Source organism: Bradyrhizobium sp. CIR18 (assembly GCF_014198295.1).
GTDB lineage: Bacteria > Pseudomonadota > Alphaproteobacteria > Rhizobiales > Xanthobacteraceae > Bradyrhizobium.
In genome coordinates this window covers 30,481-54,942 of record NZ_JACIHF010000006.1, presented here as the reverse complement: position 1 = coordinate 54,942, position 24,462 = coordinate 30,481, and the positions used below count along the sequence as shown (strand labels likewise).

The 24,462-nt window shown below is 63.6% G+C and carries 23 protein-coding genes; 10 read left to right on the top strand and 13 right to left on the bottom strand.

Annotation, left to right across the window (positions count from 1 at the left end; all coding sequences use genetic code 11):
- Positions 1-456 precede the first annotated feature (456 nt).
- The 6 genes from GGD65_RS20465 to GGD65_RS20440 all read left to right on the top strand — a co-directional run bounded on the left by GGD65_RS20465 (position 457) and on the right by GGD65_RS20440 (position 7,364).
- A complete protein-coding gene (locus GGD65_RS20465; protein WP_183236442.1) occupies positions 457-1,017 on the top strand; it encodes a F0F1 ATP synthase subunit delta in 561 nt (186 codons plus the stop codon).
- Positions 1,017-2,546 carry a F0F1 ATP synthase subunit alpha gene (atpA, locus tag GGD65_RS20460; RefSeq protein ID WP_018318858.1) on the top strand — a complete coding sequence of 510 codons (1,530 nt, stop codon included), beginning with the start codon at positions 1,017-1,019 and terminating at the stop codon, positions 2,544-2,546. The genes GGD65_RS20465 and atpA overlap by 1 nt, the downstream gene beginning before the upstream one ends.
- Positions 2,547-2,689: 143 nt before the next feature.
- Complete coding sequence (locus tag GGD65_RS20455; RefSeq protein ID WP_018318857.1) at positions 2,690-3,565, top strand: F0F1 ATP synthase subunit gamma; 876 nt, start codon at positions 2,690-2,692, stop codon at positions 3,563-3,565.
- A 52-nt stretch (positions 3,566-3,617) separates the two neighbouring features.
- Complete coding sequence (gene atpD / locus GGD65_RS20450; protein ID WP_183236441.1) at positions 3,618-5,060, top strand: F0F1 ATP synthase subunit beta; 1,443 nt, start codon at positions 3,618-3,620, stop codon at positions 5,058-5,060.
- Between the two features lie 87 nt (positions 5,061-5,147).
- Complete coding sequence (locus tag GGD65_RS20445; RefSeq protein ID WP_018318855.1) at positions 5,148-5,555, top strand: F0F1 ATP synthase subunit epsilon; 408 nt, start codon at positions 5,148-5,150, stop codon at positions 5,553-5,555.
- Positions 5,556-5,717: 162 nt separating this feature from the next.
- Entirely contained in the window at positions 5,718-7,364 is a 1,647-nt protein-coding gene (locus GGD65_RS20440) for an adenylate/guanylate cyclase domain-containing protein (protein ID WP_183236440.1), read from the top strand.
- Between the two features lie 123 nt (positions 7,365-7,487).
- Here the strand turns inward: GGD65_RS20440 and GGD65_RS20435 are convergent, their stop codons facing one another.
- Together GGD65_RS20435 and GGD65_RS20430 are read right to left on the bottom strand one after the other, a co-directional pair.
- Entirely contained in the window at positions 7,488-8,588 is a 1,101-nt protein-coding gene (locus tag GGD65_RS20435) for a glycoside hydrolase family 25 protein (RefSeq protein WP_183236439.1), read from the bottom strand.
- Between the two features lie 14 nt (positions 8,589-8,602).
- On the bottom strand, positions 8,603-9,871 hold the full coding sequence (locus GGD65_RS20430; RefSeq protein WP_183236438.1) for a PAN domain-containing protein: 1,269 nt from the start codon (positions 9,869-9,871) through the stop codon (positions 8,603-8,605).
- A 128-nt stretch (positions 9,872-9,999) separates the two neighbouring features.
- Here GGD65_RS20430 and GGD65_RS20425 point away from each other — a divergent pair, with 128 nt between their 5' ends.
- Complete coding sequence (locus GGD65_RS20425; protein ID WP_183236437.1) at positions 10,000-10,701, top strand: hypothetical protein; 702 nt, start codon at positions 10,000-10,002, stop codon at positions 10,699-10,701.
- A gap of 156 nt (positions 10,702-10,857) precedes the next feature.
- Here the strand turns inward: GGD65_RS20425 and GGD65_RS20420 are convergent, their stop codons facing one another.
- From GGD65_RS20420 to GGD65_RS20380, 9 genes are all read right to left on the bottom strand, one after another.
- Positions 10,858-11,358, bottom strand: coding sequence for an RNA pyrophosphohydrolase (locus tag GGD65_RS20420; RefSeq protein WP_183236436.1), 501 nt, complete (start codon positions 11,356-11,358; stop codon positions 10,858-10,860).
- 161 nt (positions 11,359-11,519) lie between these two features.
- Positions 11,520-12,026, bottom strand: a complete 507-nt coding sequence (locus GGD65_RS20415) for an RNA pyrophosphohydrolase (RefSeq protein ID WP_183236435.1) — start codon at positions 12,024-12,026, stop codon at positions 11,520-11,522.
- A 75-nt stretch (positions 12,027-12,101) separates the two neighbouring features.
- On the bottom strand, positions 12,102-13,340 hold the full coding sequence (locus GGD65_RS20410) for a divergent polysaccharide deacetylase family protein (protein WP_183236434.1): 1,239 nt from the start codon (positions 13,338-13,340) through the stop codon (positions 12,102-12,104).
- Between the two features lie 175 nt (positions 13,341-13,515).
- Positions 13,516-14,874 carry a S41 family peptidase gene (locus tag GGD65_RS20405; RefSeq protein WP_018318850.1) on the bottom strand — a complete coding sequence of 453 codons (1,359 nt, stop codon included), beginning with the start codon at positions 14,872-14,874 and terminating at the stop codon, positions 13,516-13,518.
- Entirely contained in the window at positions 14,871-16,229 is a 1,359-nt protein-coding gene (locus tag GGD65_RS20400; RefSeq protein ID WP_026202085.1) for a murein hydrolase activator EnvC, read from the bottom strand. The genes GGD65_RS20405 and GGD65_RS20400 overlap by 4 nt, the downstream gene beginning before the upstream one ends.
- 32 nt (positions 16,230-16,261) lie before the next feature.
- Entirely contained in the window at positions 16,262-16,744 is a 483-nt protein-coding gene (gene rlmH / locus GGD65_RS20395) for a 23S rRNA (pseudouridine(1915)-N(3))-methyltransferase RlmH (RefSeq protein ID WP_018318848.1), read from the bottom strand.
- 112 nt (positions 16,745-16,856) lie between these two features.
- Positions 16,857-17,213: a ribosome silencing factor gene (gene rsfS, locus GGD65_RS20390; protein WP_183236433.1), complete on the bottom strand. Its 357-nt coding sequence runs from the start codon at positions 17,211-17,213 to the stop codon at positions 16,857-16,859.
- A 223-nt stretch (positions 17,214-17,436) separates the two neighbouring features.
- Positions 17,437-18,081, bottom strand: a complete 645-nt coding sequence (locus GGD65_RS20385) for a nicotinate-nucleotide adenylyltransferase (protein ID WP_018318846.1) — start codon at positions 18,079-18,081, stop codon at positions 17,437-17,439.
- Between the two features lie 20 nt (positions 18,082-18,101).
- Positions 18,102-19,397, bottom strand: a complete 1,296-nt coding sequence (locus GGD65_RS20380; RefSeq protein WP_183236432.1) for a glutamate-5-semialdehyde dehydrogenase — start codon at positions 19,395-19,397, stop codon at positions 18,102-18,104.
- A 181-nt stretch (positions 19,398-19,578) separates the two neighbouring features.
- Between GGD65_RS20380 and GGD65_RS20375 the strand changes: the two genes are divergently transcribed.
- Positions 19,579-19,758, top strand: a complete 180-nt coding sequence (locus tag GGD65_RS20375; protein ID WP_312017726.1) for a hypothetical protein — start codon at positions 19,579-19,581, stop codon at positions 19,756-19,758.
- A 24-nt stretch (positions 19,759-19,782) separates the two neighbouring features.
- On the opposite strand, the gene proB is transcribed toward GGD65_RS20375, so the two are convergent.
- Complete coding sequence (proB, locus tag GGD65_RS20370; protein WP_092261418.1) at positions 19,783-20,904, bottom strand: glutamate 5-kinase; 1,122 nt, start codon at positions 20,902-20,904, stop codon at positions 19,783-19,785.
- A 189-nt stretch (positions 20,905-21,093) separates the two neighbouring features.
- Between proB and GGD65_RS20365 the strand changes: the two genes are divergently transcribed.
- Together GGD65_RS20365 and comJ are read left to right on the top strand one after the other, a co-directional pair.
- Complete coding sequence (locus GGD65_RS20365; RefSeq protein ID WP_026202084.1) at positions 21,094-22,062, top strand: Bug family tripartite tricarboxylate transporter substrate binding protein; 969 nt, start codon at positions 21,094-21,096, stop codon at positions 22,060-22,062.
- Positions 22,063-22,071: 9 nt separating this feature from the next.
- Positions 22,072-22,596: a competence protein ComJ gene (gene comJ, locus GGD65_RS20360; RefSeq protein ID WP_183236431.1), complete on the top strand. Its 525-nt coding sequence runs from the start codon at positions 22,072-22,074 to the stop codon at positions 22,594-22,596.
- 23 nt (positions 22,597-22,619) lie between these two features.
- On the opposite strand, the gene GGD65_RS20355 is transcribed toward comJ, so the two are convergent.
- Positions 22,620-24,254, bottom strand: a complete 1,635-nt coding sequence (locus tag GGD65_RS20355; protein ID WP_183236430.1) for an alkaline phosphatase family protein — start codon at positions 24,252-24,254, stop codon at positions 22,620-22,622.
- Between the last annotated feature and the right edge of the window lie 208 nt (positions 24,255-24,462).

The following is a 24,462-nucleotide window of genomic DNA, read 5'->3' as shown; positions in this document are numbered from 1 at the left end:
GAAGTCATCATCTTGAGCATTTAGAGTTGGGTAAGTATTCGGCGAGTGGAGCTGGCGAGGCCAGAATCACGCCTCAGCGATCCGTGTTCATGGCCGCTATGCGCTGAGAGCAGGAACCAACAAGGCGAGACACGGCAGAGCCGCCGCGACAATTCCGTGACGCGGCACCTCGTCACCATGTCCTTGCTCAAGTCCCTGATACGGTCCTCGGACCCGGTGCGATCGATGCATCCCGCGTGCGACGAACTGGCGACAGAACCTCGTGCCTTTAATTTGGCGTCATGTTGCACCTGCGCGCCTGCTATGTTAGCAAAGCCGCGATTTTAACGGATCCGGCACGTCCCGTGTCGGCCGGAAATCGAAGTCCCGCTTGAATTCCAAGGGCTTGGATCGCTTGGCGCCGCTTTGTGGCGACGGTTTTTCCCTTGCGAGTTTGACAGCAAAAAGAGCGCGTCTGTGGCTGCAGAAGATACGTCCGTTTCAGGTGTGTCCGGCCGTTATGCAACGGCCTTGTTTGAACTGGCCCGCGACCAGAAAGTGGTCGACGAGGTCAAAGCCGATCTCGAGAAATTCGAGGCCATGCTGAATGAGAGCGCCGATCTGAAGCGCCTCGTCCGTAGCCCGGTTTTCGCAGCCGATGCCCAGTCCAAGGCCCTTTCGGCCGTGCTGGCCAAGGCCGGCATCGCCGGCATCACCGCCAATTTCCTGAAGGTCCTGACCGCCAATCGCCGCCTGTTTGCGGTGGTCGACGTCATTCGCGCCTACCGGGCCCTGGTCGCCAGGTTCAAGGGCGAGGTGACGGCCGACGTCACCGTGGCGGAAACGCTTTCGGGCAAGAATCTCGACGCCCTCAAGGTTGCCCTGAAGTCGGTGACCGGCAAGGACGTCGCGCTCAACGTGAATGTCGATCCCTCGATCATCGGTGGCCTCGTCGTCAAGCTCGGCAGCCGCATGATCGATAGTTCGCTTCGCACCAAACTCAATTCGATCAAGCACGCGATGAAAGAGGCAGGCTGATGGACATCCGCGCCGCGGAAATTTCCGCGATCCTCAAGGACCAGATCAAGAATTTCGGCCAGGAAGCTGAAGTCTCCGAAGTCGGACAGGTGCTGTCCGTCGGCGACGGTATCGCTCGCGTCTACGGTCTGGACAACGTCCAGGCCGGCGAGATGGTCGAGTTCGAGAACGGCACCCGCGGCATGGCGCTGAACCTCGAAACCGACAACGTCGGCGTCGTGATCTTCGGCGGCGACCGAGAGATCAAGGAAGGCCAGACCGTCAAGCGCACCCGCGCCATCGTGGACGCGCCGGTCGGCAAGGGCCTGCTCGGCCGCGTCGTCGACGCGCTCGGCAATCCGATCGACGGCAAGGGCCCGATCCAGGCCGACAAGCGCATGCGCGTCGACGTCAAGGCGCCCGGCATCATTCCGCGCAAGTCGGTGAGCGAGCCGATGGCGACCGGCCTCAAGGCGATCGACGCCCTGATCCCGATCGGCCGCGGCCAGCGCGAGCTGATCATCGGCGACCGTCAGACCGGCAAGACCGCGATCGCGCTCGACACCATCCTGAACCAGAAGCCGCTCAACGCGCAGCCCGACGAGAACATCAAGCTGTACTGCGTCTACGTCGCGGTCGGCCAGAAGCGCTCGACGGTTGCCCAGTTCGTGAAGGTGCTGGAAGAGCAGGGCGCGCTCGAATATTCGATCGTCGTCGCCGCCACCGCGTCGGATCCGGCGCCGATGCAGTACATCGCGCCGTTCACCGCCTGCACCATGGGCGAGTTCTTCCGCGACAACGGCATGCACGCGGTCATCATCTATGACGATCTGTCCAAGCAGGCCGTCGCCTACCGCCAGATGTCGCTGCTGCTGCGCCGCCCGCCGGGCCGCGAAGCCTATCCGGGCGACGTGTTCTACCTGCATTCCCGTCTGCTCGAGCGCGCGGCCAAGCTCAGCAAGGATCACGGCTCGGGCTCGCTGACCGCACTGCCGGTCATCGAAACCCAGGCCAACGACGTGTCGGCCTACATTCCGACCAACGTCATCTCGATCACCGACGGTCAGATCTTCCTGGAAACCGACCTGTTCTTCCAGGGCATCCGTCCCGCGGTGAACGTCGGTCTGTCGGTGTCGCGCGTCGGCTCCTCGGCGCAGACCAAGGCCACCAAGAAGGTCGCCGGCAAGATCAAGGGCGAGCTGGCGCAGTACCGCGAAATGGCGGCGTTCGCGCAGTTCGGCTCCGACCTCGACGCCTCGACCCAGCGCCTGCTGAACCGCGGCTCGCGCCTGACCGAGCTCCTGAAGCAGCCGCAGTTCGCGCCGCTGAAGATGGAAGAGCAGGTCTGCGTGATCTGGGCCGGCACCAACGGCTATCTCGATCCGCTCCCGGTCAACAAGGTGCGCGCGTTCGAGGACGGCCTGCTGTCGCTGCTGCGCGGCAAGAACGTCGACATCCTCAATTCGATCCGCGACACCCGCGACCTCTCCGACGACGTGGCTGCCAAGCTGAAGTCGGTGGTCGAAGGTTTTGCGAAGAGCTTCGCTTAATCGCAGCATGGCCGGGTCACCCGGCCATGATCGCTTCGCGAGAGGCAAGACAATAAGAAGCGTGCCCGGCGCCCGGCCGGGCATTGCGATCGGGACAGGCTAGCGGTCCGACGTATCAGTCGAACCGCCGGGGTGAACGAAGAATGGCGTCACTTAAAGACATGCGCGTGCGCATCGCCTCCACCAAGGCGACGCAAAAGATCACCAAGGCCATGCAGATGGTCGCGGCGTCCAGGTTGCGCCGCGCCCAGCAGGCGGCCGAAGCTGCGCGCCCTTATGCCGACAAGATGAGCGCGGTGATCTCCAACATCGCCAGCGCTGCCGCCGGTTCGCCCGGCGCGCCGGCGCTGCTGGCCGGCACCGGCAAGGACCAAGTCCACCTGCTGCTGGTCTGCACCGGCGAGCGCGGTCTGTCGGGTGCCTTCAACTCCTCGATCGTGCGTCTCGCGCGCGATCGTGCCCAGGCGCTGATGGCGCAGGGCAAGGAAGTCAAATTCTTCTGCGTCGGCCGCAAGGGCTATGAGCAGCTCCGCCGCCAGTTCGACAAGCAGATCGTCGAACATCTCGACCTGCGCAGCGTTCGTCAGCTCGGTTTCGTCAACGCCGAGGACATCGCCAGGAAGGTGCTGGCCCGTTTCGAGAACGGCGAGTTCGACGTCTGCACGCTGTTCTACGCGCAGTTCAAGTCGGTGATCGCCCAGATCCCGACCGCGCAGCAGATCATTCCGCTGGTCGTGGAAGAGAAGGCGGCGAACGCGCCGTCGACGTCCTACGAATATGAGCCGGAGGAGGACGAACTCCTTTCGGGCCTGCTGCCGCGCAACATCGCGGTGCAGATCTTCCGCGCGCTGCTGGAGAACACTGCTTCGTTCTACGGCGCGCAGATGAGCTCGATGGACAACGCCACCCGCAACGCCGGCGAAATGATCCGCAAGCAAACCCAGATCTACAACCGAACCCGTCAAGCCCAGATCACCAAGGAGCTGATCGAGATCATCTCCGGCGCCGAGGCGGTCTGACGCACGAACTCAACGACGGTCGTTCAAGTAAAGAATTTCGAAGGAGAGCTTCATGGCTACAGCAGCTAACCCGGTCGGTCGCGTCACCCAGGTCATGGGCGCCGTCGTCGACGTTCAGTTCGAGGGCCACCTCCCGGCCATTCTCAATTCGCTGGAAACCAAGAACGGTAACATCCGCCTCGTGCTGGAAGTTGCGCAGCATCTCGGTGAGTCCACCGTGCGCACGATCGCGATGGACGTGACCGAAGGTCTGGTGCGCGGCCAGGAAGTGACCGACACCGGCCAGCCGATCCGCGTTCCCGTCGGCGAAGGCACGCTCGGCCGCATCATCAACGTCATCGGCGAGCCGATCGACGAAGCCGGCCCGGTCAACGCCGAAGGCCTGCGCCCCATCCATCAGGACGCGCCGAGCTACACCGACCAGTCGACCGAAGCTGAAATTCTGGTCACCGGCATCAAGGTCGTCGATCTTCTGGCTCCCTATGCGAAGGGCGGCAAGATCGGCCTGTTCGGCGGCGCCGGCGTCGGCAAGACCGTGCTGATTCAGGAGCTGATCAACAACGTCGCGAAGGCGCACGGCGGTTACTCCGTGTTCGCCGGCGTCGGCGAGCGCACCCGCGAGGGCAACGACCTCTATCACGAGTTCATCGAATCCAAGGTCAACGCCGATCTGAAGAATCCGGATCCGAGCGTGAAGTCGAAGTGCGCGCTGGTGTTCGGCCAGATGAACGAGCCGCCCGGCGCCCGCGCCCGCGTCGCGCTCACGGGTCTGACCATCGCGGAAGACTTCCGCGACAAGGGCCAGGACGTGCTGTTCTTCGTCGACAACATCTTCCGCTTCACCCAGGCCGGCTCGGAAGTGTCGGCGCTGCTCGGCCGTATTCCTTCGGCGGTGGGTTATCAGCCGACGCTCGCCACCGACATGGGCGCGCTGCAGGAGCGCATCACCACCACCCAGAAGGGTTCGATCACCTCGGTGCAGGCCATCTACGTTCCGGCCGACGACTTGACCGACCCGGCGCCCGCGACTTCGTTCGCGCATCTTGACGCGACCACCACGCTGTCGCGCTCGATCGCCGAAAAGGGCATCTACCCCGCGGTGGATCCGCTCGACTCGACCTCGCGCATGCTCTCCCCGCTGGTCGTCGGCGAGGAGCACTATGCGGTCGCCCGTCAGGTCCAGCAGGTGCTGCAGCGCTACAAGGCGCTCCAGGACATTATCGCCATTCTCGGCATGGACGAGCTTTCGGAAGAGGACAAGCTGACGGTGGCACGCGCCCGCAAGGTCGAGCGCTTCATGTCGCAGCCGTTCCACGTCGCCGAAATCTTCACGGGTTCGCCGGGCAAGTTCGTCGAGCTCGCCGACACCATCAAGGGCTTCAAGGGCCTGGTGGAAGGCAAGTACGACCACCTGCCCGAAGCTGCCTTCTACATGGTCGGCACGATCGAAGAAGCCGTCGAGAAGGGCAAGAAGCTGGCGGCGGAAGCGGCCTAAGGCGCGAATGGCGAATGGGGAGTAGCGAATAGACGCGCTGCTCTCTTCGCCACTCGCCATTCGCTACTCACCATTCGCAGGTACACCATGGCTACCTTCCACTTCGATCTCGTCTCTCCGGAAAAGCTCGCGTTCTCGGGCGAGGTCGATCAGGTCGACATCCCCGGCGTCGAGGGTGATTTCGGCGTGCTGGCAGGGCATGCGCCGGTCGTGGCCGCGATCCGTCCGGGCATCCTCACCATCACCACGGCTGGCCGCCATGAGAAGGTCATCGTGCTCGGCGGTCTCGCCGAAGTCTCCGAAAAGGGCCTGACCGTGCTCGCCGATGTCGCGACGTCGCTGGCCGAGCTCGACCGCGCCCAGTTCGCGGCGACCATCTCGGAGATGGAAGAGGGGCTGAAGGAGCACGAAGGCAGCGAGCTCGATCAGGCGATCGAGCGGCTCGACCACTTCAAGAGCATCCAGCAGCAGCTCAACTCGACGGCTATGCACTAAGCCCCGGGGCACCGCTCCGGGGCTCGAGCGAGAACCCTGCAAGACATTCCCTGACCAAGTGCAGCGCTCGTCACACCCGTGGCGGGCGCTGAAACTTTGTTGCACCGTGTTACCGATCGCGGCATTCTGCCCTGCGAATTTGTTCCCGGGGGCGGGTCGCAGATGAAACGCAAGATCGCAGCGATTTTCGCAGCCGATATTGCCGGTTACTCGAGACTGGTTGCCGAAGACGAGGAGGAGACGCTGCGGCGTCTGGCCTCCTATCGCGAGGTCGTCGACGATTTCATCGCCAGGGCCGGCGGGCGCATCTTCAATACGGCGGGCGATGCCGTGCTCGCGGAATTCCCGAGCGCGGTCGACGCGGTGCGTTGCGCGATCGACATCCAGGAATCCTTGCGGACCCGTAACATGGCCTATCCGCCGAGCCGGCAGATGTCGTTCCGCATCGGCATCACCATCGGCGACGTGGTCGAGCGCGACGGCGATCTGCTGGGCGACGGCGTCAACATTGCGGCGCGGCTGGAGGGTCTCGCCGAGGTGGGCGGCATCTGCGTCTCGCGCGCGGTGCATGAGCAGGTCGCCAACAAGCTCTCGGTGCAGTTCGCCGATATCGGCGCGCAGGAGGTCAAGAACATCCCGACGCCGGTGCATGCCTACATGGTGGCGATGCGGCGCGAGGACGGCAGCTATAGCAAGCCGCAGCTGAAGAAGGCGGCTTCCAAGGTGGCCGCAGCACCGGTGTGGATGTGGCCGCTGGTGGTCGCCGTGGTCTCGGTCACCGGCATCGGCGTCACCGGCTTCCTCTACAACACCAAGCTCAAGCAGACGGCGAATGTCGCAGCGACGCCGGCCGCAGCACCAAGCGCGACTCCAAGCGCGGCGCCGACTCAAATGGTGAAGACGCCGATGATGCCGATGACCGCGCCGAATGCCGGCGCTGCGATGGCGCCGATGCCGGCGCCGTCACCATCGGCCGCGCCGATGGCCGGCAAGTTTGCGGCCGACAGCGTTCCCTTCATCAACGAGCGCGTCCGCAACTACCTTGCCGGCGACTATTCCGCGGCCGGCGACTACAAGGCTTTCGCGCTCAATGTTGGCGGCTTCACCGGTTCGGCCCTGAACCAGCCGAACGAGGAGGCCGCGCGCAACACCGCGATCGAGCAGTGCCAGAAGCGCGCCGATGCCGCGCAATCGCCGCGGCGCTGCGAGCTCTATGCGGTCGGCAACAACGTCGTCTACGCGCACGGCAAGCCGCCGATGCCGCCGTCTCCGTATTTCCGGCACGACGCCATGACCGAGCGGACATTCGCATCGAAGGACTTTCCGATGGTGCGCGAACCGCAAAAGGTCCGGCTCGAGAACATGTTCGTGCCCGCGGCGAAATCCCGCTCGGTCGCGCTCGGCCCCGGCGGACAATATTTCATGGTGCTCGGCGCCGCGTCCGCCGAAGATGCCGCGCGGCGCTCGCTGGAGTCGTGCGGCGCCATCGCCGGCGTTGCCTGCCTCGTGGTCGCGATCGACGACAATTTCGTCGTGCCGATCCCGACCCTGTTCAGGATCACCGGCTTCTTCAACGCCGCCTCCAACGCCTCGATCGTGGCGGATGCGCGCGGCGAGGTCGTGCGCAAGCTCGGTGACGCCATGGGCTGGAATGCGGTCGCGGTCGGCACCGCGGGCCGGCCGGGCCTCGGCCTCAAGGCCGCCGAAGAGCAGGCCGCCGTCACCTCCGCACTCGCCGACTGCGCCAAGCGCGACAGCGATTGCCACGTCATCGCGCTCGGCCCGTTCACAGTCGGGCCGATCAATTAGCCTGGCAATCCAACCTGCTCGGGCTGTCTCTGACGGAGGTATCGCGAACGACCGCGACTTGGACCCAGGCACGGTCGAGCCGCCGCTCCGTGAACGTTTGCAGAGCCACGTCGTCGGTGCGCGTTATTTCTTTGTCGATGCCGGCTGGGCCAAGCCGAACGCCTGCTTGAAGTCGGCCTCGCTGGACGGATACCAATTCATGTCCATGGATCGCTTGTCGGCGGGTGTGCCGTTGCACGTGATGACCGGGGTCTTGAACCTGCCCCGCTCGGTAAACTGCCAGAAGTGCCTGCTGGGATATTTGTCGCCGGTCTTGCCGGGCGGGTAAGCGGCGTCCTTCGGCAGATTCGGCATCCGCCAGCCGTTTGCCGGATGAGCGTCATGCCACTTCCTTGGCTCGACGGGATATTGTGCCAGCCACGCCGAGTACTGCTTGATCAGGCTTTCACCGTCTGCCCCCAGCATGTCCCTCCAGTAGCCCGTCCGGGTGTAGATGACCGGCACCATCGACGTTGCTTTCGCGACCGTCTCCAGCCAATCCTTCAACCTCTGCAAACGTTCGCTCTTAGATACATCAACCCAGCCGTCGCAAACGTAATAGACGTCGCCCGCTGATGACTTCTTGACGCGACAGGTCTGCGGGTGGGCTTCGTAGTAGTCGCGGTCCCTGCTGACTGGATCCTCTTCAAAATCGACGACTGGTGCGAGTTGTGCGTCCTTTGGATTGACCACCGACAGGAAATGCTTGGCCTGCTTGAGGCCATCATGACCTGGGTCGGACGTCAGCCAATGGTAGGATCCGCGATAGATCTGCCCCTTGGCATGAAAATTCGCCAGAGCTTTCCAGTAAATGGGAAAGCTGACGTCTGGCTTGACCGCTCCGACACCCGTGGTCGCCTTCATGTAGACGAACTTCACGCCGTGATCGTTCATCTTGCTCCAGTCGATCTCGCAGCGCTTGCAGTTGGGGCCGGCGCAATCGGTATTGTGATGCGACACGTCCGCTCCATAGACGCCGGAGAAAGCTTCGCCCGCTGGCTCCAGCACAAAAGCAGGCGGAGCCGGCGCAATGCCAAGCCCCGAAATTTCGGACGGTAGCCACAGGTCGCGAAGCTCCTGAACCGAAAAAATCTCTCTTACGTCATCGGCCGCCCAAACCGCAGAAGGCGCACTTCCAATCATCAACCATGCAGCAGAAATCAACAGCCTGCGAAACCCACGCATAATAATCTCCAATCCTATTTCTGGCGCGAGCACTCCGGATCGTAAGCATACCTTCGAAAGGAAATGACGGTACGTTTGCCAGCAACCGGAAACGTGCTGCCGATTGTCGAGTAGAACGTGCACTTTCCGTCGGCAAACTGGACAGCATTGCACTTCGGGTCTCCGCGGCACCGCGAGAGGCAGGCGGTGCTCGACGGTATTGGCGGCGACATTGGGCTCGCAGCGCCATAGAAGCGGGTACGGGCAAGCGAGTCGAACAAGTTACAATTCTTCCTTTGATCTTCCGTCACCGGGATCGTGCCAGGCATGTCCTTGACAACCACCCTCGGCTTTCCGAAAGACTTTGGAATACCGGTGTCCGAAGACACGTCGAACTTCAAGACGAGATCCTGACTGGAGAAGGGCCGGCCCTTTTCCTTCGCGAGATCAATCTCCGCTCTCTTCAGGTAACAAAATTGGGCCCACTTATCGTAGCTGAATGCCGCGCAAGTCTCCGGATGTGCTCCCGTGCACTTGGCGGCACAGGCGAGAATGGATGGTGTCGGAAACGAATAGAATTCGCGGCCCGGAATGTCGTAATTCGGGCGCATCGTAAATGAGTTCAGGATATCCGAGGTTGGTCGTCCTTCCGATTCTGATGGGCTTCCCTGCCCCCAACCGTCACTGACATTCTTGATGCGAACAGCATAAGAGGGATGGCTATCATCCTCATCTTCAGTTGCCATGGACTTCAGCGCGGCGGTCGTCTCATCGAGCGTCGCCCCCATCCGTCCCATCGTGAATGCAGCCCAGAAATCTGCCTCCAGCTCGAGGCCACGGCTGAACTCGCTCGAGAAGAGCTTGATACAAGGCTCCGGCATGGCCTTCTTGCCTTGCCGGCATACTGTATCAACGAGATTGTGGTTCAAGGCGACGTGAGAATATTCGTGCGCGAAGATGAATACCCACTTCCAGTATGCATCCCCTCCCTTCGGCGCTTGCCGTACGGCGTCCAGAAATTTCTGGGGGAACAGCATGATGGACGTGCCATCCGGGCAAACATCGGCTTGCGGGGCGATGCCCGCTCCCTTGATCGTCTTTATGCGTTTGAAGCGCGGATAATACTTCCGCAATTGCGAGAAAATATTCTGGATGTCGGGATCAGCCTCCTTCTGATCATCTGGTGGCCAAAACGGCGCCGTCGCACAAAAATCTGCTGCACTGTTTGCTAAAGCACCTTCAGCCGAGAAAAACAAAAACGCTGTGGCAGCGCACGCCGCCCGAATAATATCGGCGAACCTCAAAGCCCTCCCCCTGCGATACCCCTCTCAAGAATTAAAGCAAGGGTTGCGCCGACTGACAAGAACATCTTAACTGCCGCTTCCATTTGTCTCGCATGAAAGGGGGGGCAATGTCGCGGTGGACTATCGGCGTGCTGGCGTTCCTGGCGCCGACGGCCTTGCATCTCCCTTGGCTGTGCGCGCGCGCATCAGCCGCCGAGCTGTCGGTGCCCTCGACAATGAGTCGTCTGGAATGCCGGAATGAAAAGCTGTGCCTTCAACAAAGCGGCAAAGCGATCAGGCGCGAAGGACGCCGCTTGATCTTCAGATCGCCGAGCGGAGCACGGCTCGTCTTTGCGGACGCCAAAAATGACTGCCAACCAAATGACGATGACGAGGTCAGATGCCCGACTTATCGGCTCCGTGCATTCAATCCGGCCGCGGGACTAGCGCTCGTCGAAGAAAAGAGTGAGCCCAACTCTTTTCACGTCGTCTCAGTCCGGCTGGCCAAAGAGATAGTCTCCGGGCCGGGCGAGGCCCGATTTTCACCGGACGGCCGAACAGTTGCTTCTCTCTTCAGCAGCACGGAGGTTGCAGGACAGGACGTCTCGATATTCTCGTTTGAGGGAAACATCGCCAAGCGTGAATTTGATCACACAGTGGACAGTTTTGGGGAGAACGGGCCCAGGACGCGATTCGGAATCATGGAGGGGTGGATTTCAAACACCGAGTTCAAGCTGCGATTCGACCTTGCCGTGGAGGAACGTCAGCAAACCATTGGTGCTTCCGTCCACCAGCGCGAGGGGCGCTGGGATTTCGTGTTCGATCCTGACGGCCCGAGGCTGAAGCAGTAGGGCCTCGATAGGCGCGATTTGCTTATCGGCTTACCTTGTTGCGATAACTGCGGGTTGTTGCCCAATTTCAGACGACCTATCAATTACTTCGCTACAACCACAGCACCTCGCGCTGACGCTACCGGCCTACTGTGCATGGGGTTGTTTTCGCGGTTTTTAGTTTGCGAACCCGGCGAACTGCTTTGCGACGGCCTGATAAACCTCACGTCGAAACGGCACCACGACGTCGGCAACACGATCCAGGCGCTCCCAACGCCAGGCATCGAACTCCGCCGGCTGGCCGTTGCGCGGCGTCAGCGGGTCGATCTCGTCATCCTTGCCGGTGAAGCGCAGGGCGAACCATTTTTGCCGCTGGCCGCGAAATTTTGCGAGGCGATGCGTCTGCGGGCCGTCATAGGGCGGGAATTCGTAAGTGAGCCAGTCGGTCTCGCCGAGATAGGCTGCGCTCGTGACGCTGGTCTCCTCCCAGAGCTCGCGCATCGCGGCATCGCGTAAATTCTCGCCGTCGTCGACGCCGCCCTGCGGCATCTGCCAGTCGAGCCCGGGCAGGATGATCTCGGGTCCGTCGCCCTTGAAGCGGTGACCGATCAGCACGCGGCCTTCGGTGTTGAAGAGGGCGATTCCCACGTTGGGGCGATAGGGCTTGTCAGTCGTCACGCGAATCTCTCTTCGTCATTCCGGGGCGCGCGGAGCACGAGCTATGATCTCATAACCACAGGCGGCAATCGGTTGAAAGGCCGTGGCTGCCATCGGCCGCCTCACTCCTCCCTGGAGTATGGATCCCCGCGTACGCGGGGATGACAGCGAGGGTGTGGCAGCTAGCCATCCGCCAGCGCGGAAAATTCCTGCACCACGCGCTCATAGACGGGGCGCTTGAAGGGAATGATCAGCCCGGTCAGATTCTTCATCGGCTCCCAGCGCCAGCTCACGAATTCGGCCTTGTGGCCGCCGCCGCCGGGACTGGCGACATTGATCTCGCTGTCCTTGCCGGTGAAGCGCACCGCGTACCATTTCTGGCGCTGACCGCGATAGCGGCCCTTCCAGGCGCGCCCGGCGACCGTGCGCGGAATGTCGTAAGTGAGCCAGTCCGGGACCTCGCCGAGCCGCTCGACCGAGCGCACGCTGGTCTCCTCATAGAGCTCGCGCTTGGCGGCGTCCCAGGTGTCTTCGCCGGGATCGACGCCACCTTGCGGCATCTGCCAGACATGGGTGTCGTCGACATGCTCGATGCCGCCCGCGCGGCGGCCGATGAATACCCGTCCCTCTGCGTTGATCAGCATCACACCGACGCAGGTCCGGTAGGGCAGATCCTCGTAACGCGCCATTCCGCCAGACCTCTCGCATGCTGTCGGTAAGGCTTGACTGGTCCCGCGGGACCCGTGCCGTACCAATCCGTTGATTTAGCTGGATTTTGATTTCAGCATCGCGGTTGTCAATGGCACCAAAAGGATACCCCGGTCGCCCAACGTCTTGGTCCAGGCGCCGATGCGCTCGATCGAGACGGGAAGGGCGGAGGCGGTGCCGACAGCCGCGCCGCGCTCGCGTGCCGCCGATTCCAGCTTGTTCAGGGCGCGGTCGATCTCGGTCGGGGTCGGCACCACGTCGATCGCGATGTCGCCCTTGCCGAACGGCATGGCCTGGTTCGCCGCGGCCTGGGCTGCGATGCTGCGCGGCGAAGAGCCGTCGTCGAAGAAGCCGAGGCCGCGCTTGGCCGCCTCGCGGATGATCGGCTGCATCGCCGGCTCCGTCGCGATGAAGCGGGCGCCCATGAAATTGGTGATGCCGGCATAGCCCTGCATCCGGCTGAAATGCCAGAACAGGCGGTCCATGTTCTGGTCGGCGCTGAGCGAGGTCAGCAGCGTCTGCGGTCCCGGATCATTGTCCGGGAAGTCGTAGGGCTCCATCGGGATCTGGAGGAAGATCTCGTGGCGCTGCGCGCGGGCCCGTTCGGCGAGCTTGCCGGGATCGGTGCCGTAGGGCGTGAAGGCCAGCGTCACCGCCGCCGGCAGCCTCATGATCGCATCGGTGGTCTTGGCGGCGCCGACGCCGAGCCCGCCGATCACGATGGCAACCACCGGCATCTTGGCGGCCTTGGCGCGATCGGCGTCCGCCGCATAGACATTGAACGGCTTCAGCCCGTCGGCGACCACCGGGATCATGCCGTAGCGTGACTTCTCCAGCAGTTTTGGATTGATCCCGGCCATGACGGGCGGCGGGGCCGACGCGGCCCCGGCCTTGTCGCCTGCGTCCTCGCCGATCACCACGTCGTGGCGGGCGCCGGTGGAGCCGTCGATCATGGTGACGGTCTTCTGCTCGCCCGGTGCGGCCTGCTTCGGCGTCTCCTGGCTGTCGTGCTTGCTATCCTGCTTGCTGTCCTGCTTGCCGTCCTGGCCGTGGCCGGCGGCGGGCTTCTCGGCGGCAGCCTTGTCGGCGCCGTTCTCGCGGATGGCGATCCGCGTCATCGGCTCGCCGCCGAGCGGATCCTTGTTGAAGATGGCGAAGCCGGCAAAGGTGAGGAGGAACAGGCCGAGCAGCACGGCGAGCGCCTGCATGGCCGTGAACGGCAACCGCAGCCGGCGTTTTCGACGCGGCTTGTCCTGTCCGAGCGGGGCGCTCAGATCATCGGCCGTTTCAGTCATGCGCGATCCCGAATCACTGCCAATGACGATACCACGCCGGGGTCAAGCGGCGGCAGGCCGGGATAGGCCGGGGATGCCAGGAGTTTCCAGCAACCAGGAGTTCCAAGCAAAAAGGGCGGCTCGAGGAGCCGCCCTTTCGTCAGATCGCGCGATGCGCCGCCTTGATGCGCCGACTTTAGTTCGCCGCTTTGGGCTTGTCGGTCGTAGCCTTGTTGTCGCCGCCCGGGGTGGGCGCGGCGGAGGCGCTGTTCTTGATGCCGTGGAGCAGGTCGTCGGCGAGCTTGAGCGCCTTGTCGTCCTTGGCGTCCGGCGGGACGTAGGACTGCGAGCCGGTCTTCTCGTCGCCATCGTTCTTCAGATGGCCGCGCAGCGAAGCCTCACCCTTGGTGTCGGTGCGCGACTTCAGCTCGTCCGGCACGTCCTGCAGCACTTCGATGTCGGGCACGATGCCCTTGGCCTGGATCGACTTGCCCGACGGCGTGTAGTAGCGCGCCGTGGTCAGGCGCAGCGCGCCGTTGCCGCTTCCGAGCGGAATGATGGTCTGCACCGAGCCCTTGCCGAACGAACGCGTGCCGACGATGGTCGCGCGCTTGTGGTCCTGCAGCGCGCCGGCGACGATCTCCGATGCCGAGGCCGAGCCGCCATTGACCAGCACGATGACAGGCTTGCCTTTGGTCAGATCGCCCGAATGCGCGGTGCGACGCTGGGTCTCCTCGGCATTGCGGCCGCGGGTCGACACGATCTCGCCCTTCTCCAGGAACGAGTCGGACACGGTGACCGCTTCCTCGAGCAGGCCGCCCGGATTGTTGCGGAGGTCGATGATGTAGCCCTTCAGCTTGTCGCCGATCTGATTGGAGAGGTTGGCGACCTCGCGCTTCAGGCCTTCGGTGGTCTGCTCGTTGAAGGTGGTGATGCGGATATAGGCGATGTCGTCGGCCTCGACGCGCGCGCGCACCGAGCGGACGCGGATGTTGTCGCGCACCAGGGTGACGTCGATCGGATTGTCCTGGCCCTTGCGGATGATCTTGAGCTTGATCTTGGTGTTGACGGGGCCGCGCATCTTCTCGACCGCCTGGTTCAGGGTCAGGCCCTGCACCGCCTCGTCGTCGAGATTGGTGATGATGTCGTTGGCCATGACGCCGGCGCGCGAAGCCGGGGTGTCGTCGATCGGCGAGACCACCTTGATCAGGCCGTCTTCCATCGTGACCTCGATGCCGAGGCCGCCGAACTCACCGCGGGTCTGCACCTGCATGTCGCGGAAGCTCTTGGCGTCCATGTAGCTCGAATGCGGATCGAGGCCGGTGAGCATGCCGCTGATGGCGGATTCGATCAGCTTGGTGTCGTCGGGCTTCTCGACATAGTCGGAGCGCACGCGCTCGAAGACGTCACCGAACAGATTGAGCTGGCGATAGGTGTCTGCGGTCGCGGCTCGCGCGCTGGAGCCCATGAACACCGCGCGCGGCTGGGTCACGAACAGCATCAGCGCCGCACCGGTGGCCGCGCTGAGGAGGATTACTGAAGTCTTGCGCATCATCCGCGAACCTTCTCGCCTTCATTTGCGGCCCACCATGGGCCTGGATCGATTGGAGTGCCGTCCTTACGGAACTCGACATACAGCACAGGTTGACTCGCGTTCGTCGCGAGAATGGAGGCGACCTGAGAGGTCGATCCCATCGTCGCAACCGGCTCCCCCGTGAGCACAAACTGTCCGATGTTGACCGAAATGCGCTCCATCCCGGCGATCAGGACATGATACCCGCCCCCGGCGTTGAGGATCAAGAGTTGTCCATAGCTGCGGAACGGGCCTGAATAGACCACCCAGCCGTCACACGGCGTTGTGACCTGGGAGCCGGGCTTGGTGGCGAGCGAAATGCCCTTCTGGACCCCGCCGACCCCGTCGGAACCGCCAAAATCCCTGATCTTGTTACCGTTAACCGGAAGAGGCAGGAGACCCTTGGCGGAAGCAAAGACGATCGCGGGGGTGGTGCGGGACCGGTCCTTGAACACGCCCGGCCCGGACTTGGCGCTCGCGCTGGCGCTGGCCGCCGCCTTGGCCTCGGCCTGCCTTGCGGCCTCGGCTGCCTTCTCGGCGGCCTTTGCGGCGCTTTGCAGATCCTGCTCCATCTTGGTGATCAGGCCCTGGAGATCGCCGACCTGTCTCGAAAGCGCGATGGCGCGCGAATTCTCCGCGTCGAGGTCCTTTTCGCGCGCCGCCTGCTGGCGCTGCCGCTCGTCGACGAGGGCGGTGAGCCGGGTCTGGTCGCTCCTGACCTTGTCGCGGTCGGAGGCGAGCTGGTCGCGCTCGGTGGCGATATTCTTGCGCAAGGCCACGAGCTCGCCGAGCTCGCTTGCGATCTTTTCGGCGCGGCCGCGCAACTCCGGCACCACGGCGCCGAGCAGCATCGCCGTGCGCAGTGATTGAAGCGCATCTTCGGGCCGCACCAGCAGCGCCGGCGGCGTGCGCCGTCCGGCCCGCTGCAGTGCCGCCAGCACCTCGACGATGTCGGCACGGCGCGAATCGAGCGAGGAGCGCATCGCCTGCTCGCGTCCGTTGAGCGCGCGCAGCCGGGCTTCGGTCTCGTCGATCTTGGTCTCCACGCTGCGCACATTGGCGGCGGTGTCGATCAGCTGCTGATTGAGCTGGGTGCGGTCCTGGCCGAGTGAGGTGATCTCGGCCTTGAGCTTGGCCTGCGCCTCTTCCGCGCTCTTCTGCCGGGCGCGCGCGGCTTCGAGCTCCTGCTCGCGCTGCTTGATGGCGTCGGGCGAGACGGCGGCGGTCTGCGGCGCCGGCGCTGCGGTCTGGGCTTGCGCGAGGCTTATGTAAGCTTGCGCGAGGCTTGCGCCGGCAACGCTTCCGATCAGCAGCAGGTTGAGGAGCGGCGCTCGCATCGTGTCGGCAAAAGTGCCCGTTGTGGCGCGGATCACGCGCGGTGATAGGGGTGGCCGGCCAGAATGGTGGCGGCCCGATAAAGCTGTTCCAGAAGCATGACGCGGACCATTTGGTGCGGCCAGGTCGCAGAGCCGAACGCGATCGCGAGCTTGGCCTTACGGCGCAATTCGGGCGAAAGTCCGTCCGCCCCTCCGATCATGAAGATAGTATGTCCGGCCCCCTCGTCCCGCCAGCGTCCGAGATGCCGTGCGAATACGGTGGAGTCGAGATTTTGCCCGCGCTCATCCAGCGCCACCAGGATCGATTTGTCCGGAATATGCGCGGAGATCGCGGCGGCCTCTTCGGTCATCCGCGTCGCGGTGTCGCGCGCGCGGCTCTCGGGGATTTCGTGGACCAGGAGTTCGCGGAATCCGAGCTTGCGGCCGGCCTCGTCGAACCGCTCGAAATAGCGGTCGGCAAGCTCTCGTTCGGGGCCCTGCTTCAGCCGGCCCACCGCAATGACAGCAACGCGCATGATATCTTCAGGGGTCTGATATCTTCAGGGTCGTGTTTTCAAGACCGCGCGCAAATGGCGCGCGCACGACGCTAGCATGCGCGTCAGCCGATTCGAAATCGGCTCGATCAGCCTAGATCGCCTTCGCCGCCCCTGGGCCCTGCGTGTACAATCGCTCGAGATTGTAGAACTCGCGGACCTCGGGTCTGAACACGTGCACGATCACGTCGCCGGAATCGATCAGCACCCAGTCGCAATTGGGCAAGCCCTCGACATGGATGTTCTTGATGCCGTTTTCCTTGAGGCCCTTGGCGACGTTTTCCGCGATCGCGCCAACGTGCCGGTTCACCCGGCCGGTGGTGACGATCATGTAGTCGGAGTACTCCGATTTGCCGCGAAGGTCGATGGTGACCGTCTCTTCCGCCTTCATGTCCTCGAGGCGGGAGAGGATCAGGCTCAGCGTCTTGTCGGCGTCGGGTTGCGCCTTCAAGGCCGCAGCTTTGGCTGATGTTTTACGCGCCGGCTTGGCAACCTTGGGTAAAACAGACTTCGTCGAAGCTGACTTGGACAATACAGATGTGGTCAGGGACCATTCCTTTCACTGTATCGCGAACGCCGAATCCGCGCTCACTGGTTACACTACATCATGTGGGGTTAAGGGTTTCAATATGCCAGAGAGGCGAAAGCCCACACCACATCCACGCCCCTCGTCCTCACATTTTACCTTTCCAGCTCCCGTCCGGGTTCCGTAAGCCCGTTGAGGACAGATTCAGCTTCAATCCGGTCAGGAATACCCAGGCCGGCGCCGGCCGGTCCGCAAGCAGCGCTGCCTTGCTCTCGGGCAGGCGGTAGCGTGCCAGCGCCTGGGCTGCGGGGGAGGCGAGGGCGCGAAAACTCTGCGGCGGGCGATCGATGACTGCCATCGGGACCTGGCCGGCGATGCGCCGCCAGTCCTGCCAACGATGGAATTGAGCGAGGTTGTCGGCGCCCATGATCCAGACAAAGCGCAGGCCCGAGAAGCGGCGGCGCAAGGTGTTGATCGTGTCGATAGTGTAGCGCGTACGGATGACGGATTCGAGACAGCTGACCTCGATCCTGGGATCATCGGCGACGTCGCGCGCGGCCTGCATGCGCTCGCCGAGCTCATGCAGATTGCCGTTCTGCTTCAGCGGATTGCCTGGAGTCACCAGCCACCAGACGCGATCGAGTTGCAATCGCTGGAGCGCGAACCGGCTGATCGCGCGATGCGCCTGATGCGGCGGATTGAACGAGCCGCCGAGCAGGCCGATGCGCATGCCCTCCGTGTGGGGCGGGACCGCTTGCGCCACGAAACGCGGCACGACGAAATTGTTGCTCAATGCCCGCCCCGCGACGTTGCTTACGGCCGCGTCTGTCCGGTGCCGTGAACGCGATATTTGAAGCTCGTCAGCTGCTCGGCGCCAACAGGGCCGCGGGCGTGGAAGCGGCCGGTGGCAATCCCGATCTCGGCGCCAAAGCCGAACTCGCCGCCATCGGCGAACTGCGTCGAGGCGTTGTGCAGCACGATCGCGGAATCGACCTCGCTCAGGAATTTCTTCGCGGCCGCCTCATCCGCGCTCACGATCGCATCGGTGTGATGCGAGCCATGGTTCTGGATGTGCGCGATCGCGCCGTCGACGCCGTCGACGACCTTCGCCGCGATGATCGCGTCGAGATATTCGGTGTCCCAATCGTCTTCGCTGGCAGGTTTTACGCGCGCATCCGTTCCTTGCACCGTTTCGTCGCCGCGCACTTCGCAGCCCGCCTCGATCAGCATCTCGACCAGCGGCTTCAGATTTTTGCCGGCCGCCGCGCGATCGACCAGCAGCGTCTCGGCCGCGCCGCAGACCCCGGTGCGGCGCATTTTTGCGTTGAGCACGAGCGACTTCGCCATGGCGAGGTCGGCGCTGGCATCGACATAGACGTGGTTGACGCCTTCGAGATGCGCGAAGACAGGCACGCGCGCTTCCTGCTCGACGCGCGCGACGAGGCTTTTTCCCCCGCGGGGAACGATCACGTCGACCGCGCCGTTCAAGCCCGAGAGCATCATGCCGACTGCCGCGCGGTCGCGCGTCGGCACCAGCGTGATCGCAGCTTCGGGCAGGCCCGCCTCGCGCAGGCCCTGCACCAGGCATTCATGGATCGCGCGGCAGGACCGAAAACTGTCCGAGCCGCCGCGCAGGATCACGGCATTGCCGGACTTCAGGCACAGCACGCCGGCGTCGGCCGCAACGTTCGGACGGCTCTCGAAGATCACGCCGACGACGCCGAGCGGCACGCGCACGCGCTCGATCCTTATGCCGTTCGGCCGCTGCCAGCTCTCGGTGACGATGCCGACGGGATCGGCGATGCCGCGTACGATGCCGATGCCATCGGCCATGCCCTCGATGCGGGCCGGCGTCAGCGTCAGGCGGTCGATGAAGGAGGATGTGGCGTTGCCGGAGGCACGGGCTTCGGCGACGTCCTCGGCATTGGCGGCGAGGATCGCCGCAGAGCTCGCGCGGATCGCCCGCTCCATGGCCTCCAGCGCCCGGTTCTTCTGCTCCGGCGGCGCCAGCGCCAGCACGCGCGCGGCAGCGCGGGCACGGGTTCCGAGATCGGACATCAGCGCCTGAAGATCGGCATTGCCGTCGACGGCTTTGAGGGGGGCGGCCATGGGGGTCAAAACCTTCTGCTAAGGCGGTGTCCTAGCACGGAAATCCCGCGTTTGCGAAGGCCGTGGAGGGTATGGCTGAGGCCCGGTCCGCGCTGCCGGCTCGGCCAATGGCCTGGTTGGGCCACGACTTGCGGGACGCCAAAATATCTCGGAATATCAATGCCTAATAATGGAGTCTGCGATGCCGACCGTCGAGGAGCGCGAAGAGCGACGAAAGGCCAAGCTTGAGGCGCTGAGAGCCGAAATCCAGAAGGGTTTCGACAGCGGACCAATGGAAGAGATCGATGATCAGTGGATCGAACGCATCAAGGCTCGAGGACGTGAGCGGCTGGCCGCGCGGAAGCTCGACAAAAACGTCTGATCTTCGATACGCCCCTTCTCGCCTTTACCCGCCCACCACCAGATCGTCGCGGTGGATCATCTCCGATCTTCCGCTGATACCGAGGATGGTCATCACGTCCGGGGAGGAGCGGCCCTTGATCCGCTCGGCGACCTCGGCGTCGTAGGCGATCAGGCCGCGGCCGACCTCGCTGGTGTCGGGGCCGCGCACGATCACGGCATCGCCGCGGGCGAACTGGCCCTCGACCTTGATCACGCCGGCCGGCAGCAGGCTGGCGCCGGCGCGCAGCGCCGTCACGGCGCCGGCGTCGATGGTCAGTGTGCCCTTCGGCTCCAGCGTGCCCGCGATCCAGCGCTTGCGCGAGGTGATCGGATTGGCCGGCGTCAGGAACCAGGTGCAGCGGCCGCCGTCGGCGATCGCCTGCAAGGGATGCTCGATCTTTCCGGAGGCGATCAGCATATGCGTGCCGCCGGTGGTCGCGATCTTGGCCGCCTCGACCTTGGTGCGCATGCCGCCGCGCGACAGTTCGGACTCGGCGTCTCCCGCCACGGCTTCGATCTCCGAGGAGATGCTCTCGACCACCGGAATGAGTTTTGCGTTCGGATTGTTCTTCGGCGGGGCGTCGTAGAGCCCGTCGATGTCGGACAGCAGCACCAGCAGGTCGGCGCTCGCCATGGTGGCGACGCGCGCGGCGAGGCGGTCATTGTCGCCGTAGCGGATCTCGTTGGTGGCGACCGTGTCGTTCTCGTTGATCACGGGGATCGCGCGCCACTCCAGCAGCTTGCCGATGGTGGAACGTGCATTGAGATAGCGGCGGCGCTCCTCGGTGTCCTGCAGCGTCACCAGGATCTGGCCGGCGCCGATACCGTGCGCGCCGAGCACCTCGGACCAGATCCGCGCCAGCGCGATCTGGCCGACGGCGGCGGCGGCCTGGCTCTCTTCCAGCTTGAGCGGGCCGCGCGGCAGCTTGAGGCGGCTGCGGCCGAGCGCGATCGAGCCGGAGGAGACGACGAGGACGTCGCGTCCCTCGCGGTGCAGCTTGGCCATGTCGTCGGCGAGCGCGGCGAGCCAGGACGCCCGCACCTCGCCCTTGTCGGAATCGACCAGCAGCGCGGAGCCGACCTTGACGACGATGCGGCGGAATTGACTGAGTTCGGGGCTGGCCATGGCGGTCGTCAAATTGCTCTGTCGTTGGTCCGGCGGAGCAAAAAGGGGCGGCGCCGATGCGGCTAGCTTTTGCAGCAGGACGGTGGCCGGCGCAAGGCAGAGGAGCCAGTAAATAGGCCTAACGGCACCCTTGTCGGCCGAGGCCCGGGCAGTCTATGCCTCGAATAATCAATAACGAGGGAGGATGACGTGGACCGACGCAGCTTCATTGCCGGAGGCCTCTCGCTGCCCTTGCTGGCGCAGGCCATTGGCGCACATGCTCAATCCGGTCCGCTGACGCGCATCATCTTCCCGTTCGCGGCAGGCGGCAGCGGTGATGCCTTGTGTCGTCTCATCGCCGAGCAATTCGGCGCCCCGCTTGGGCGAACCATGATCGTCGAGAATCGTACCGGTGGTGACGGGTTGATCGGAATCAGGGCCGTGAAGGGCGCAAGCTCGGACGGCAATACAATCTTGGTGACGACCGGTCCGACCATGTACCTGCTGCCGATGGTGGAGAATCAACCGAGCTTCGACGCGGCCAAGGATTTCGTCCCCGTGTCGCAACTCGTTCGCTTCGAGTTTGCCGTCGTTGCAAGTCCCGCGATCGGGGTGGGTCGTTTTAGTGAACTCGTCACCTGGTTGAGGGCAAATGTCGCAAAGGCCGCCTATGGGACACCAGGCAGCGGCAACATCCCGCACTTCCTCGGATGGCGACTTGAACAGATCCTTGGTCTTTCAATGACCCGGGCGCCCTATCGCGGGAGTGCGCTGGTCATGAATGATCTCATCGCCGGCCATCTGCCGTTCGGCATCACCACGGTATCCGATGCGATCGCGCAGCATCGTGCCAACGGCGTGAGGATCCTCGCGATTGCAAGCGCAGAGCGCTCGCCGTTCGTTCCCGATGTGCCGACGCTAAAGGAAAGCGGCATCGATCTCGTTGCCGACGGCTGGTACGGCATGTGGCTCCCCGCCGGCAGCCCGCCGGATTTTGCCGAAAAGCTCAGCGCAGCCGCGGTCGCTATGCTGGCCAAGCCGGAGGTGAAGGAGAAGCTCACCGCGATCGGGTTGATTCCGGTCGGAAGCAATGCGGACGGGCTTTCGAAGGAGCTCGCCGCGAACACGGCGTTCTGGCAGCCGATCGTCAAGGCGACGGGATACAAGATCGAGAATTGAACCGTAATCGTGAAGTGGATCTCTGCTAATGGAACAGCAGCTGCTTGCGCCGCGCGGTTGTTTGCGAGTCACTATCAGATCGTCGTCTGCGACGATCCGCGCAGACCGCTTGGTGCTGATGAAAATTGGAATGACGAGAAAACCAAACGGGGCTTTGCAGGCGCGCCCACGTTCCGCATGATCAATACCGAAGCTGATCTTAATGACCATTGGGTCGAGCTGGTTGCCGCTAGCCGGCCGCCCTCCTTCGATGAATGGCAGCGGATCACCTGCGTCCACTTCCGATCCGAGAGCGGACGCGTTCACGTCATGTCGGTGATCGACAATGAGCCTGCATATTCCGCAGACGTGGAGCCGGGCGATTATTCGATCTATGCGGCCGCGCAAAATCTTGGAATCGATCAATTGAGCCTCGGCGAGAGCACGAAGCTCGCTGATGTCGAATTCGCCCAGCGAAAAGATGTCGAGTGGTATCGCCTCTTTCTGGTTCCGGGCAAACCGGAGTTCGAAGGACGACTCGTGGACCGCCCTTAAGACGTACCGAGCGATGATTTGGCTTACATCTTCGCGCGTTGCGCGATGCCGTCCTTGATCGCGTCGAGCTCTTTCTCATCCCAGATGCCGATCAGGAAGCCGCCTTTCACTTGGAGCTGGTTCTCGGCATAGGCTGCGATCTTTTCGGGGGGCGTGGTGATGTGACCGCTCGGATGCAGCGCCCAGTCGAACAGCTCGGCCTGCAACCGCGCGATGATGCCGGCGCACTCAGGGTCGTCGCCGCGATCGACATATTCCTGCGGATCGGTTTCGAGGTCGTACAGCATCGGGCGGAAGCCGGAGGCGTGGATGTATTTCCAGCGGCCGTCGAACACCATGAACAGGCGGCAGCGCTCGATCGGCTGGTTCAACTTCAGCCGCACATCCTGCATGGCATAGTCGTATTCGGAGAACGCGACCTTGCGCCAGTCCGGCGGTGTCGGCCCGCGCAGCAGCGGCAGCAGCGAACGTCCCTCGAGGATGTGGCCCGGCACCTTGCCGCCGAAATAATCGACGAAGGTCGGCGCGAGGTCGATTCCCTCCACCAGCGCGTCGCTGCGCGTGCCGCGCGTGGCGTCAGCCTCTTGCGAAGGGTCGATGATGATCAGCGGGATCTTCGCCGACTGCTCGTGGAACAAATCCTTCTCGCCCATCCAGTGATCGCCGAGATAATCGCCGTGATCGGAGGTGAACACGATCATGGTGGTTTCCAGCAGGCCGCGTTGCTCCAGAAATTTCATCAGCACGCCTATCTGGTCGTCGATCTGGGTGATCAGGCCCATATAGGTCGGGATCACCTTCTCGCGGGCATCGTCGCGCGCCATGTTGCGGGAGTAGCGCATGTCCATGTAGGCGCCGAACACCGGATGCGGATTCTGCCGCTCGCGCATCGAACGGATCGCCGGGATCATGTCCGAGGTCGAGTACATGCTGGCATAGGGCTCCGGCGCGATATAGGGCCAGTGCGGCTTGATGTAGGACAGATGCAGGCACCACGGCCGGCCGTCGGTCTCGGCCTCGCCGATGAAGTCCATCGCGCGGCGCGTCATGTAGGGCGTTTCGGAATGCTCGTCCGGCACGCGCGCGGCCTTGTCGGCATGCACCAGCAGCCAGCCGTTCTGCAAGCTACCGTCTTCCGCCGCGCCCGAATTGGCCCAATGCTCCCAGGGATTGGCGGCGTCAAAGCCTTTCTGGCGCAGATACTCGTCGTATTTCGGTCGCGGGCGGCCGGTCGGATGCAGACCGTCGTCGCGCTCATACGGTTCAAAACCGCATTCGGCGACATGCACGCCGATCATCGATTCCGGGGGAATGCCGAGCGCCTTCATGCCTTCGAGGTCGGGCGCCATGTGGGTCTTGCCGACCAGCACGTTGCGCACGCCGATCTTGTTGAGGTGATCGCCAAGCGTGGGCTCGCCGACGCGCAGCGGCCAGCCATTCCAGTGCGAGCCGTGCGAGCGCATGTAGCGGCCGGTGTAGAACGACATCCGCGACGGACCGCAGATCGGCGATTGCACATAGGCCTTGCTGAATAGCACGCCGCGCTTCGCCATGGCGTCGATGTTCGGCGTCTTCAGCGTGGGATGGCCGGTGCAGCCGAGATAATCATAGCGAAGCTGGTCGCACATGATCCAGAGAACGTTCTTCGCCCGCGCCATGCGTCATCCCTGCATTTTCTTGATTGTTCGATGCTGCGCTATTGGAGGGGCGAAGACAAGCCGGTGATGCGCGTACGCGTAGCCGCATCCTCCACTGTCGTCCCTGCGAAAGCAGGGACCCATAACCACAGGGCGTGGTTTGGCGAAGACTCGATGCTCGGTACTACGACCATCCGCAATCGAGAGATCACGCGGTGTGGGTCCCTGC